Annotated in this window: 11 protein-coding genes; 4 read left to right on the top strand and 7 right to left on the bottom strand. The window is 50.4% G+C overall.

The features are described from left to right. The first annotated feature begins 5 nt into the window (after window positions 1-5). On the top strand, window positions 6-557 hold the full coding sequence (locus tag MTH_RS06565) for a diacylglycerol/polyprenol kinase family protein (protein WP_010876985.1): 552 nt from the start codon (window positions 6-8) through the stop codon (window positions 555-557). Window positions 558-641: 84 nt separating this feature from the next. Here MTH_RS06565 and MTH_RS06560 read toward each other — a convergent pair whose 3' ends face one another. The 3 genes from MTH_RS06560 to MTH_RS06550 are packed head-to-tail and all read right to left on the bottom strand — an operon-like array spanning window position 642 to window position 3,806. Continuing rightward, window positions 642-1,766, bottom strand: a complete 1,125-nt coding sequence (locus MTH_RS06560; RefSeq protein WP_010876984.1) for an ABC transporter permease — start codon at window positions 1,764-1,766, stop codon at window positions 642-644. A 16-nt stretch (window positions 1,767-1,782) separates the two neighbouring features. Further along, the gene (locus MTH_RS06555) at window positions 1,783-2,850 is read right to left on the bottom strand and encodes an ABC transporter permease (RefSeq protein ID WP_010876983.1); all 1,068 of its coding nucleotides are present in this window, start codon (window positions 2,848-2,850) and stop codon (window positions 1,783-1,785) included. Then, window positions 2,847-3,806: an ABC transporter ATP-binding protein gene (locus MTH_RS06550; RefSeq protein ID WP_010876982.1), complete on the bottom strand. Its 960-nt coding sequence runs from the start codon at window positions 3,804-3,806 to the stop codon at window positions 2,847-2,849. The genes MTH_RS06555 and MTH_RS06550 overlap by 4 nt, the downstream gene beginning before the upstream one ends. 137 nt (window positions 3,807-3,943) lie before the next feature. Here MTH_RS06550 and glp point away from each other — a divergent pair, with 137 nt between their 5' ends. Both glp and MTH_RS06540 read left to right on the top strand, forming a co-directional pair. Next, entirely contained in the window at window positions 3,944-5,158 is a 1,215-nt protein-coding gene (glp, locus tag MTH_RS06545; protein WP_010876981.1) for a molybdopterin molybdotransferase MoeA, read from the top strand. Window positions 5,159-5,371: 213 nt separating this feature from the next. Further along, the gene (locus MTH_RS06540) at window positions 5,372-6,427 is read left to right on the top strand and encodes a site-2 protease family protein (protein ID WP_338101035.1); all 1,056 of its coding nucleotides are present in this window, start codon (window positions 5,372-5,374) and stop codon (window positions 6,425-6,427) included. Window positions 6,428-6,491: 64 nt separating this feature from the next. Here MTH_RS06540 and MTH_RS09765 read toward each other — a convergent pair whose 3' ends face one another. From MTH_RS09765 to MTH_RS06520, 4 genes are all read right to left on the bottom strand, one after another. Next, the gene (locus tag MTH_RS09765) at window positions 6,492-6,653 is read right to left on the bottom strand and encodes a hypothetical protein (RefSeq protein WP_158296334.1); all 162 of its coding nucleotides are present in this window, start codon (window positions 6,651-6,653) and stop codon (window positions 6,492-6,494) included. A gap of 91 nt (window positions 6,654-6,744) precedes the next feature. Further along, entirely contained in the window at window positions 6,745-6,972 is a 228-nt protein-coding gene (locus MTH_RS09760) for an Hsp20/alpha crystallin family protein (protein WP_276324389.1), read from the bottom strand. Between the two features lie 64 nt (window positions 6,973-7,036). Beyond that, window positions 7,037-7,348 (bottom strand): 4Fe-4S dicluster domain-containing protein, encoded by a 312-nt coding sequence (locus MTH_RS06525; RefSeq protein WP_048061032.1) that lies wholly within the window; start codon window positions 7,346-7,348, stop codon window positions 7,037-7,039. Window position 7,349: 1 nt separating this feature from the next. Further along, window positions 7,350-8,060 carry a DUF169 domain-containing protein gene (locus MTH_RS06520; protein WP_010876976.1) on the bottom strand — a complete coding sequence of 237 codons (711 nt, stop codon included), beginning with the start codon at window positions 8,058-8,060 and terminating at the stop codon, window positions 7,350-7,352. A gap of 133 nt (window positions 8,061-8,193) precedes the next feature. On the opposite strand from MTH_RS06520, the gene MTH_RS06515 reads away from it, so the two are divergent. Then, the gene (locus MTH_RS06515) at window positions 8,194-12,183 is read left to right on the top strand and encodes a cobaltochelatase subunit CobN (RefSeq protein ID WP_010876975.1); all 3,990 of its coding nucleotides are present in this window, start codon (window positions 8,194-8,196) and stop codon (window positions 12,181-12,183) included. Window positions 12,184-12,197 lie beyond the last annotated feature (14 nt).

The following is a 12,197-nucleotide window of genomic DNA, read 5'->3' as shown; positions in this document are numbered from 1 at the left end:
TTCCTTTGAAATACCGGAGGGAATTCTTCAGGCAGCTGATACATGCAACCGGCATAGTCTTCGTGATCCTTGCAGGCTACCTGGACACCACCTCCATGATAATCCTCTCCCTTGCAGCAGCCATATGTGGGGAGATCATATTCCAGCTTGACAGGAGATTCTACCTGCCCTTCTTCTCAGTAATCCTGAGGGGCTGCAGAAGGGATGATACTGAGAGGGGCTTCATTTACTATTTCATTGGCATGACCCTCACCTATTCCCTCTTTGGATTCAACATGGCTGTGGCCAATGCAGCCATCATCATACTGACACTCGGAGATTCACTATCAACCATAATCGGGAGGAGGTTCGGGAAACACCCCATCCCACTTAAACATGATAAGAGCATTGAGGGGTCAGCAGCATTCCTTGCAGCAGGATTCCTGGGGTCCCTTTTCTTCGTTGAACCCATACATGCCCTCACAGGCGCCATCACAGGCATGCTGGTGGAGGCATACACACCGGTGGAGGATAATATAGTCATCCCCCTTGTGGTGGGGGCTATTCTACTGATTTAAATGTCCTTACACCGGGACACAATTAGTTATTTTCAGTTTATGTTAAGTTTATAAGCGATATTCAGTTTTGAGAGGTTTTTCTGTTCAGAGCCTTATAACGCCCTCCCTTCTGAAGGAGACAACGGCTGCCAGGAATATGAGCACCGAGAAAACTGTAGATGGTACCATGTCATAGATAATCCCGGGGTCCAGGTGGGGTCCTGATGACATTTTAACAATTAGCAGGCTGGGTATGAACCTTATTAGGGGGTTGAGGGCACCCATATCCATGAAGAGCGGCACAAAGAGGATAAAGGTTGCAAAGAAGAGTACAACGGTAATTGCTGAGTTGGCCTCCTTTGTGCTGTCTGCAAGGATTGATATGAACAGACCCACACCAATGAATCCAAGACCTGTAATGAGGAGGAGAAGGGCCAGTAATGGCATGTTATACACAGGTACCCTCAGAAGGACCAGGAGTCCAAGCCAGAGCATGCTCTGGATAAATGAGAATACCAGTGATGGCAGTATCTTACCGAGGATTATCATGGTCTCGGAGAGGGGTACCATGAGCAGCACCTCAAAGGTCTTCCGCTCCTTCTCTCCCACGACACTGTCCGTTACCATGTTGCTCCCCAGGAAGAAGGGGAGGAAGACAACGAAGGGGAGGATGAAGCCGTACATTATCTCCACAAAGTAGGAGCTCTCAAGGGCAAGGGGCCTGTAGTCCTCCCTCCTGATGGGGACAACCTTAAGCTTCACAGGTTCCTCAAGGGCCTGGATTGTCCCGGCCGGGAGTCCAGACTCCCTGAACCTTTTCTGACTTATATACCATGAAGCTGCGCCCTGAAGCCTTTCGCTCATGATTGTGTAGAACACGCTGGAGGTGTCGGCCTCTATCCTCACGTCTCCTCCACTCAGGTAGACGATGGCCACAACCTCTGATCCAAGGCTCTTCCTGGCGCTCTCAATGTCACTGAATTCCCTTACACTGAGACCCTCCCTTTCAAGGCCCTCAGTGAGGAGCCCGTCACCATCAACCACACCGACCTTCAGGAAACCTGAACCACCCCACCTCTCTATCAGCTGGGGGTCGGCAGCAACCGAGCTCACAATGGCGAGTCCATAGGCCCCCAGTATTATTATGACCTGAACGAGGATGAGAAGCATGTAGATCCTGTTGGAGAATATATCACGGGCCTCCTTAAGTGCCAGTGCTTTCAGTTTCATGGTTTCACCATTAACCTCAGTATACCTGGTCTGGGACCGAATACCACATCATCCCTCCCGAACAGCCTGACTGCAAGGCCATAGAATATGATGCTGAGTACAAGGATTGAGATGGCTGGAGGAATGATGTCGGCAGCCCCCAGGCCTGGCCCGATATCATCTTTATTGTGAGTGTCATGGGTGAAACTGAACCTGATGAACCTGCCATGTAGGCCAGGGCCGGGGCAATGAGGTACGCTGCAGATATGATGTAAGCCAGGGTTATCCCTATACCAGCCTCACGGTAGTTCCTTGCATAGACAGATATGAGGGCGGTGAGCCCCACAACCGGAGCCGATGAGGCAACAACTGTGAAATAGGCGCCCAGGGGGTTGACCATATGGAACCCCGAGGCCAGGATGAGAATCATCCATACACCGATCTGGAGGGCAAGTACAGTGATCACCGAGAGGCACTTACCGAGGATGATCTCTGAACGCCTGACCGGCATGGCAAGGAGGGCCTCCCCGGTCTTCCGCTCCTTCTCACCCACGATACTGTCCACAACAAGGTTACCGAAGAGGAAAACCGGGAGGAAGAGGAGGATTGAAACCATCACCCTTGTCACAAGCTGAACCGGGAGCGGCTCCCCACGGGTCTCCTCCCTGACCTCCGGGTCGGGACCAGGCGATTTCACAAACTCCTCTGATATCAGGCTGGAGGCCCGTTCAACAGCGGCTTCAACTTCATCCCGCACCACGCTCCTCCTGGGATCCGAGTAGTCAAGGTAGAGGGTTGCATTGAGAGGTATGCCGGTGAAGTTGTCAACCACCAGCACGGATCCAGCATCCCCTCCCTCACGAATATCAAGGACGTCAGGGTTAAGCTGTCCCTGGATCAGGCCGGAGGGATCAATGACACCGAGCTCTGCAAATCCGGTGAGGGATGGTGTGAGGGCTTCACCACTCTCCAGAACATCTGTGAATCCACTGAACATGAACAGTGTTAAAATCAGGACCGCTATCTGGAACAGGAATATGAAGAGGAACTTCCGGCTTCTCAGCGTGCTCCTCAGTTCCCATTTTGCCACCTTGAGGAGATTCATCCTGACCCCCTGAGGCTCTCTATAAAAACATCGTTTAGTGTGGCCTCCCGGGTGTTAACCCCTGATACGTTGGCCCCGAGTTCCATTATAACACCCGATATGGCTCCCCGGTTTTCAAGGGACACCCTGAGTGTGCTGCCATCAACTTCAACGGATTTTACACCAGGGATCATCATGAGATCGCCCTCACCTACAGAGGAAATGTCCCTCACCTTCACCTCAAGGACCAGGTCCCCCCGGATCTTTGATTTCAGTTCATCAGGTGTTCCAATATCCAGTATCCGGCCCTGGTTTATTATTGCAACCCGGTCACAGAGGTACTCAGCCTCCTCCATGTAGTGGGTGCATAGTATCATGGTCTTTGATCCCTTCAGGTCCCTTATGAACTCCCTTATTGAGAATGCGGTTGCAGGATCAAGTCCCATGGTTGGTTCATCGAATATTATGATGGGGGGGTCATGTATCAGGGCCCTGGCTATACCTATCCTCTGCCTGAGGCCCTTGGAGAAGGTGTTGATGGGGTCCATGGCCCTATCGGTCATACCAACCAGTTCAAGGAGCTCAGCTATCCTGTCATCAAGCACATCCCTGGGGACACCGTAGAGTTCACCAAAGTATCGGAGGAGGTCCCCTGCCCTGAAGCGCTCGTAGAGGTTGGGCTCCTCTGGAAGGTAACCTATCATGGACTTGACACTGAGGGGGTCCTCTGTGACGTCATGGCCCCCCACCCTGACGGTCCCGGAGTCAGGGTGAAGTATGCCAGCTATTATACGTATGGCCGTGGTCTTACCGGCCCCGTTGTGGCCGATGATACCCATGAGCTCACCCTCAGCCACACTGAAGCTCAGGTTATCAAGGGCCCTGATCCTCCCAAAACTTTTACTCACAGATTCAACCTCTATCATGGAGCCTCCCGGACCACATGGGTCCCTCGTAGAGATATCATGTTCATCCATTGAGTCCCCCAGTCAGCCACTGGAGGTCCCGCTGTAGCGATAACATTTTTATCGAGTGCATCAATTCCTGAATTAATTATATGGGGGTCCTTTATATATAGGTCCATATAAGAGAGTAGTTAAGCGGTGATGATCACATGTTCCTATCAGAGCTCTTACCGGTCAGGGATGCATTCAGGATTCTTGATGAGAACCAGAGGTTCACGGAACCAGAGACCGTGGATCTTCTTGAGGCCTATCACAGGGTCCTTGCAGATGACATAGTATCAAGGTTTGACTCGCCACCCTTTGACAGGTCTGCCATGGATGGCTATGCTGTGAGGGCAGAGGACACCTTCGGTTCATCCCCTGGGAACCCCTCAACATTGAGGGTCACAGACTCGATAGGTGCCGGTGAGGTTTCAGGGGTAGATGTTGGGCATGGAGAGGCTGTGAGGATAGCCACAGGTGCCCCGATCCCTGCCGGAGCCGATGCTGTTGTGATGGAGGAGTACACGCTCCAGGATGGGCCAGATATCAGGGTTTTAAGGCCAGTAGCCCCCTCTGAGAATGTGGCTCCGGCCGGTGAGGATGTGAGAAGAGGGGTCACAGTACTGCGGGAGGGGACCCTCATGAGGCCACAGGAAATCGCCATGGCAGCATCAGCAGGTTACAGTAAGGTTAGGGTATTTAGAAGACCGTCAGTGAAGGTTATAGTAACCGGAAATGAACTGGTGGACCCTTCTGATGACCTTGAGCCAGGTAAGGTACCCAATTCCAATTTATACACATTAAATGCCCTGGTTGAAAGTGCTGGGGGGTCTGCAGACCCCGTGCATCTTCCTGATGATATTGACACTGTTGGGGAGGAGATAGAATCCTCTGCCAGTGAATACGATGTGATAATAACAACGGGGGGAACCGCCATAAGCCGTGGAGACGTGGTTGTTGACGCCGTGGATGGTCTGGGGGAGGTATTATTCCATGGAGTGGCCCTGAGACCCGGTAAACCAGTTGCATTTGGGATGGTCTCTGAAACACCGGTCTTCATGCTTTCAGGTTACCCTGTTGCAGCCATGGTGCAGTTCGATGTATTTGCAAGGTACTACCTGCTGAGGATGCAGCACCTTGACTACAGGCACCGGGCAGTGAAACGGAGGTGCAGGGCCAAGGTCGCCTCCGGGCCCGGAAGGACAGACTACCTGCGGGCCTGGGCTGATGATGAGGAGGTTGAACCTGTGCAGAGCAGAGGATCAGGTATTATAAGGTCAATGGTGGGGTCAAACGCCTACATAGTCATAGATGAGAACCTTGAGGGGATATCAGCTGGAGAGGAGTGTGACGTGCTCCTCTTTGATTCCATGGTAATATAATGGATGTTTAGGGATCCTTAAACTGGATCTGCCATCATGAGGGAAGCGTTAAAACTGATGGATATATATGGCTGCTGCAACAACCATTAAAACAAGAGGGTGTTATCTGATATGAACGCTTTATGGTTTTATCTAATCGCATTTATTCTCATATGGACAATGGCCATCCTGTTCAGGGACAGGCTGAAGATTGAGATACATGGGCCCCTGCTAATGAGAAGAACTAAGAGGCTCAGGGGATTCATAGATGGTCTTGCATCAGGCCATCCCAAGCTATGGCGATGGATCATGAATGCAGGCATACCCGTGGCATTCTTCTTCATGTTCTACATGCTATACATGCTTGTGATGTCCCTCCAGAACATATTTGTAACTCCCCAGGCGTCACTCATAGTGCCGGGTGTTGACATACCCGGGTCACCGGTCTACGTGCCCCTGGGGTATGGTATAATTGGACTTGCGACGGTCATCGTGGTCCATGAGTTTGCCCATGGTATCCTTGCAAGGCTGGAGGGTGTCCGTATAAAATCAATAGGCCTCCTTCTCCTCGCAATACTTCCGGGCGCATTTGTTGAACCTGACGAGGAGGACATCAAAAAAATCAGACCCATCTCAAAGATGAGGATATATGCTGCCGGATCCGTGGCAAACCTTATACTTGCAGGTATATGCTTCGCCCTCTTCTTCGGTATTTCGAGCTTTGCCATGCCCGCGGCATTCCAGCCAGATGGTGTTCAGATAGACAGTGTTGTGCCAGGAAGCCCGGCGAGCAAGGTCCTCACCCCTGGACTTGTAATTGAGAGCATCAACGGGATGCCAACAAGTAACCTGACAACCTACAGCGCTGCACTCAAAACGATAAGTGTGGGGGAGGTTATCAATATAACCACGGATCAGGGGACCTTTCACCTGAAGACCGGGAGGAATCCTAACAACTCAAGCAGGGCCTACATGGGCATCCGGACCAGCAACCACCTACGGGTGAGGGACTCCGTTGCATCAGTGTTGGGGGATACCTTACCCTTCGCCCTGACCTATCTTGAGGAACTCTTCTTCTGGATATTCTTCCTCAACTTTGCGGTTGGTACGGTGAACCTACTTCCTGCGAAGCCCCTGGACGGCGGTCTGATGTTTGAGGAGCTCCTGAGGTACAGGTTACCTGAGAGGATTGTGAAGCCTGCTGTTAGCTACGTATCCATATTTGTTATACTCATCATAGCGGTGAGTATAATCTGGGGAACCGGGCGGGGACTTCTCATGATATTCTGATCTGATCTGTCCTTTCTATCAGGACCTGATTTTTTTGATGTTCTGATTCTATTGGCCGTCCCCATCAGGACCTGCCCTTCCTGCAGTTGAAGCAGACCTGGTCCTCCCTGTCTGTCCTGTATATCCTGCCACAAATGGGGCACATCACGGTCCTCATACCGGAACCCCTTCTCTTCACCGCGGGGTCACTGCACTGGCAGCGAATCCCGACCATCTTTTTTGTCATAATCAGTAATATGCTGGTTCCCACTGATATCTCTGTTCATGGTGATGCTGAATTTTCATGGATGCTCCTGAAAAAGAGAAGAGTATGGAGGTCAGTCCACGGGCACCTCAAGACCCTTAACGCCCTCTGCAAGTTCAACAGTTATCCTTAGCAGACCATCTGAGAAACCTGCAGACGCAGTTTCTGGCTTCACACGGTGCGCAAGTGACCAGCAACCGCTGTACTTAAACTTTTCACCTTCAGCATTGAGACAGAAACCCTGCTCCGTCATTTCAAGGTGGATATCGCTCTTCTTCACACCCGGAACTTCAACCGTGATCTCATAAATCTTACCGGTGTGGTGATATATGCTGAGGGTATGTATGTGAGTTTCATTTGATCCCTCATTCCTCGGGTTCCAGTTTACCCTCCTTGATGAGTTCCCTTTTAACCTTTGCCCATATACCTTCTTTCTTGTAGAGTTCCCTGAGTTTATCCTTGTCCGGGAACGTTATGGCGTTTCCCTGACAGAGTGTTGCGCATGTTGTGCATCCCACAACGCATTTGTAGGGCTGTGCGACTACCGGACCCTCCTTTGTCCACTTGTAGACCTTCTGTCCACAGTTCATGCACATACCGCATTTAACGCATTTTTCCGGATCAATGGTTGGGTACCATTCTATCTTCTCACGTGGGTATCCAGCAAACCATGCCATTTCAATCACCTCTCAAATTTTTAAGGGCATTTTTTGCCCTTGAACGGGGTATGGCCCTTTCATTCAGATATTCAAGTTTTTCAACGATTTCCAGGAGGATAGATCCTGGAAAGCCAACCAGTGCATCCTCTGGTTCTATGTCGCTTGCATCCCTGCATCCATAGCATCCCAGACTGATGTTGAGCTCTGATGTCAGATAGGGTATGATTGTGGCATCCACACAGACCGCCTGAAGCACCGCTGTTGAGCTCTGTATTCTCTCCCCTCCCCTCAGATTGAGGTATGCCAAGGCTAGCCACATGAGCTTCTCTGGACGGTCCTCCACAACCACAACGTCTGGTTCTTCATCGTACCTGTCAAGGGGGTAAAGGAGTATGCTCTGCCCTTCCCATTCAACTTCGGGCATATCCTGAAACATTCTTGCCCCCGTCTCCTCCTTCTCCACGATCCCGAAGCCCACAAGGCCCCTCCCGGTTTTCAGTTTTTCAGGGAGTTCACTGAAACCCAGAGCCCGTGCAGCTGCGGGGCATGTTATCTCCTGGCCGGGAAGCACAACCACTTCACCCTGCCGTGCCTTCATGAGGGCCTGACAGTATCTGTGTTTCCTGAGTATAACCGCATTCTCAGGTACTTCATCTGTGAATTTCACACCCACCGGGGAGTAACTGAGATCCAGGATGGACATCATTTTTGCTGTAGCTTCACTGATCATGGAGATATATTGATAAATCAGTATATTTAAGTTTATGGATTTATATTAAAGTAAATGTTATTTTCATTAAAGAAAATTTTATATTTTATTAAAGCAAAGATGATTTGAGATAAAGTATAATGGAGGTGAAATTTTGAGGACATCAGTTATTCCAGTGATTCTACTCATGACAATCATGCTTGCGGGAGGTGTTTCAGCGGCTGATAACAGCAGCAACGTCACAGAGGGTGCGATTCAGCAGAATTCTTCCCATTACAGTATTCTCATAATCACAGGGTCAACTTCGAGTACAAAGGCAATAGTGGAAGGCTATAAACTTGCAGGACGGGACGGCTACAGATTCAATCTTTCAATGTTCACAAACGATGAACTTCTAAGGAACGATCCTCAGATAGACATGGCGGCACTGGAGGCGGGTAGAAAGGCTGACGTGATTCTCATTCAGATGATAAGTTCTCCAAACACCCTGGCGAAGGTCAATCCAATCCTTAATGTTACGGGGGCCAGCAAAATAATTGCCATAGGAACCGGCAACACATTCAAGGATGATCCCCGTGTGGGTGCGGACAACGCAACAGTGAAGTACATCTGGGATCAGGGAGGCCCCGAGAACTTCCGGAGAATGATGCTCCTCCTTCTGAGGGATGCTGGAATGCAGCTAAAAAATGAGGAGAATGTAACAGCCATTCCCGCGGTGAAATCATTTGTATATCACCCCGACGCCGGCGAACAGTTCACAGCATGGGACCGTTACTACTCCTGGTATGTTCAGAGCGGCCACTACAGGGCAGGAAAACCATGGGTGGGCATAATCACATTCGATACATACTACCGTGGAAGCGACATGAGAATGCACACCGCCATACTTGAGAGCCTTGAGAGAAAGGGTTACAATGTGATCCTTGGCTTTGCAGCTGACACAGCTACAAAGCGGAACCTTATTGAGAACTTCTTCCTGGATGGTAACAGGACTCCCAGGATCAGCGGTCTCATAACATGCATGGGCTTCAATTTATACAGCGGTGATCCCCTGAACTCCACAGCAATCCTCACGGAACTTGATTTACCCGCAATTGCTGCGGTCTATGCATCAAATCTCAGGGCATGGAACGAGAGCATATCAGGACTTTCATCTGAGGTGTACTGGCAGATAGCACTTCCAGAGATCGACGGAAGGATAGAGCCAGTCATGATCGGCGGCGGAGTTGAGGAGACAGACCCTCAGACAGGGCTGCGTTATACATACTATGTTCCGATTCCTGAAAGGATAGAGAGGCTCACAGAGAGATTGATCAACTGGATAAAGTTAAGGGAACTTCCAAATGCGGAGAAGAAGATAGCCCTTATATACTACAACATTGGTGGGGGTAAGGATGGTATCAGTGCGAGTTACCTCAACGTACCAGAGAGCATCAGCAACATACTGAGGGCGCTAAGGAGTGCTGGCTACAATGTTGAGGAAAAATCCACTGCAGAGGTGATAAACATACTCCTCGGGCCGGGCCTGAATGTGGGTTCATGGGCTCCGGGTGAACTTGAGAAGGTTGTCAGGGCCGGCGCAGTAACAGTTCCAGTATCTGAATACCTTAACTGGTTCAGTCTACTGCCAGAAACCCTGAGAAATAACATAACAGCGACATGGGGACCTGCCCCTGGAAACGTCATGGTCTACAATGGCAGCATAGTGATCCCGGGTGTTATGCTTGGCAACGTATTCCTCGGCCCCCAGCCAATGCGCGGATTCGGCGAGGATGCAGCTGACCTCATACATTCAACAACACTCCCACCGCACCACCAGTACCTTGCATTCTATCTCTGGCTTCAGAAAAACTTCAACGCAGTTATACATCTTGGTACACACGGAACCCTCGAATGGTTACCAGGGAAATCAGTTGGTCTATCATCCCTTGACTGGCCCGACGTGATGATAGGTGACCTGCCACATATCTACCCCTACATCGTAAACAACCCGGGTGAGGGGACTCAGGCAAAGAGGCGTGGGTACGCGGTCCTCATAAACCATAACATCCCCCCTATGGTGGTAAGTGAACTTTACGGGGATCTATCTGAACTTGAACACAAAATTAACCTTTACCATACGTCTGAGGATCCCCAGAGAAAGCTGATAATCGCTGAGGAAATCAGAAATCTCACGGTTAAACTGGACCTTCACAGGGAACTTAACATTGACCTCAATGCTTCCTTTGAAGAGGCCCTTGATCGAATTGAGCACAGGCTTGATGAGCTATCAGCAACACTGATACCCTACGGGTTACATGTCTTCGGGGAACCCCTTAGCGGGGAGCTCCTTGATGCAATGGTGGAGGCAATTGTGAGCTTTGACCCAGCATCGAGGAATAACACAGAGTTCCGGAATGCCGTAAGAGAGAAACTTGCCACTGACCAGGAGATCACAAACCTTCTGAGGGCCCTTGAGGGACGTTTTGTTGAACCGGGTCGGGGGGCTGATCCCATAAGGATACCCGACCTCCTGCCGACGGGAAGGAATTCCTATTCCTTTGACCCCAGACTTGCACCTGATAGGGCTGCATGGGAGATCGGTAAGAAGATGGCAGATGACCTCATTGCAGATTACCTTTCAAGGAATGGCAGATATCCCGAATCTGTTGGGGTGGTTCTCTGGGCAATTGAGACCATGAGGACCAGTGGTCAGACAATAGCAATGGTTCTGAGACTCATCGGAGCTGAACCGGTATGGGATAAATCAGGAAGATTCACAGGAATAAGTGTAACACCCCTGGAAGTGCTTGGAAGGCCCAGAATCGATGTTCTGGTCACTATCAGTGGACTGTTCAGAGACACATTTGCCTACAGTATCGACAGGATGGATGAGGCGATAAGGCTTGTCATGAAACTGGATGAACCGGTGGAAGGCAACTACCTCAGGAAACATTACCTTGCAGACCTGGCGAATTATACTGCCAGGGGTTTACAGGCAGCGGAGACACTTGCCGGTGCAAGGATATTTGGCAGTGCCCCTGGAAGTTACGGTACCGGGCTACCTGAAGTGGTTGAATCAACTGCAAAGTGGGATAATCAGTCACAGCTCCTTGAAACCTACCTGAATCATATGGGATTCATCTATGGAAAGGACATATACGCCATTGATGCAAAGGAGGTCTTCATGAAGCAGCTATCAAATGTGGATGCAACAGTACAGGTCAGGGACAGTGTTTACGGTGTTCTTGACAACGACGACGTTTACCAGTACCTTGGGGGTCTCACGATGGCTGCAAGGACCATTTCAGGAAGGAATGTTGCCTCATACATCGCCAATACAAGGTTCACACCACGAATGGAGACACTGGCAGATTTCATTGCAGCAGAACTCAGAACAAGGACCTACAACCCGAAATGGATTGAGGGAATGCTGAATCAGGGATTCTCAGGTGCTCATCAGATATCCAAGGAGATAGGACATCTATTCGGCTGGAGTGCAGTCACCCCTGATCTGGTCCAGGACTGGATGTGGCAGAAGGTTGCAGAGACCTATGTCTTTGATCCTCAGGTAAGCAGCAGATTTAAGAGTCTTCAGCCCTACTCCTATGCCTCAACGGTAGCCTGGCTCCTTGAGGCCAGCCGCAGGGGCCTCTGGAGCACAGATTCAGCTACACTGCAGAGGCTTGCCGATGAGTACATCGCGGCGGTTAATGAGTATGGTGTTGTCTGCTGTCACCACACATGTGCCAACATGGTCTTCAACAGCTGGGTGGTGAAGCTATCATCCCTCAACCAGGCGGCCCTCAGAAAATTTGCGGCTGCAATGGCTGCAGCCACAGGGAAGTCCATTGATGTTCCTGGCTCTGGGGATTCACAGCCGGGCTCAGTGAATGGGGATGGAATCGGTGAGACAGGTGAACCTTCTTCAGGTTCCGCAGGGAATGCAGGCGGAGCATCAGGTTCATCGTCAGATGAGGCTTTAGAGTCATCAGAGGTTTCAGAAAACTCTGGAGCTTCTGAAGGTTCTGGAAAGGCCTATGAGGTTGCAGCATCAACCAACAGCACCTCTTCAAGCACTCAGACTCCCATATATGCTATAATTGGTGTTATAAGCCTTGTGTGTCTCCTTGGAGTGGGTTACTTCTTCCAGGGAAGATACTGAGGCTATTCTTTTAT

Origin of the sequence: Methanothermobacter thermautotrophicus str. Delta H, assembly GCF_000008645.1 — an archaeon.
Classification (GTDB): Archaea; Methanobacteriota; Methanobacteria; order Methanobacteriales; family Methanothermobacteraceae; genus Methanothermobacter; species Methanothermobacter thermautotrophicus.
This window is presented reverse-complemented; position numbering and strand designations above follow the sequence as displayed.

Excerpts from the sequence above, each read along its gene's own strand:
- MTH_RS06540 (WP_338101035.1), top strand. The coding sequence starts at position 5,372 with ATGAGAAGAACTAAGAGGCTCAGGGGATTCATAGATGGTCTTGCATCA.
- MTH_RS06520 (WP_010876976.1), bottom strand. The coding sequence starts at position 8,060 with ATGATCAGTGAAGCTACAGCAAAAATGATGTCCATCCTGGATCTCAGT.
- MTH_RS06550 (WP_010876982.1), bottom strand. The coding sequence starts at position 3,806 with ATGGATGAACATGATATCTCTACGAGGGACCCATGTGGTCCGGGAGGC.
- MTH_RS06560 (WP_010876984.1), bottom strand. The coding sequence starts at position 1,766 with ATGAAACTGAAAGCACTGGCACTTAAGGAGGCCCGTGATATATTCTCC.
- MTH_RS09765 (WP_158296334.1), bottom strand. The coding sequence starts at position 6,653 with ATGACAAAAAAGATGGTCGGGATTCGCTGCCAGTGCAGTGACCCCGCG.
- MTH_RS06525 (WP_048061032.1), bottom strand. The coding sequence starts at position 7,348 with ATGGCATGGTTTGCTGGATACCCACGTGAGAAGATAGAATGGTACCCA.
- glp (WP_010876981.1), top strand. The coding sequence starts at position 3,944 with ATGTTCCTATCAGAGCTCTTACCGGTCAGGGATGCATTCAGGATTCTT.
- MTH_RS06555 (WP_010876983.1), bottom strand. The coding sequence starts at position 2,850 with ATGAATCTCCTCAAGGTGGCAAAATGGGAACTGAGGAGCACGCTGAGA.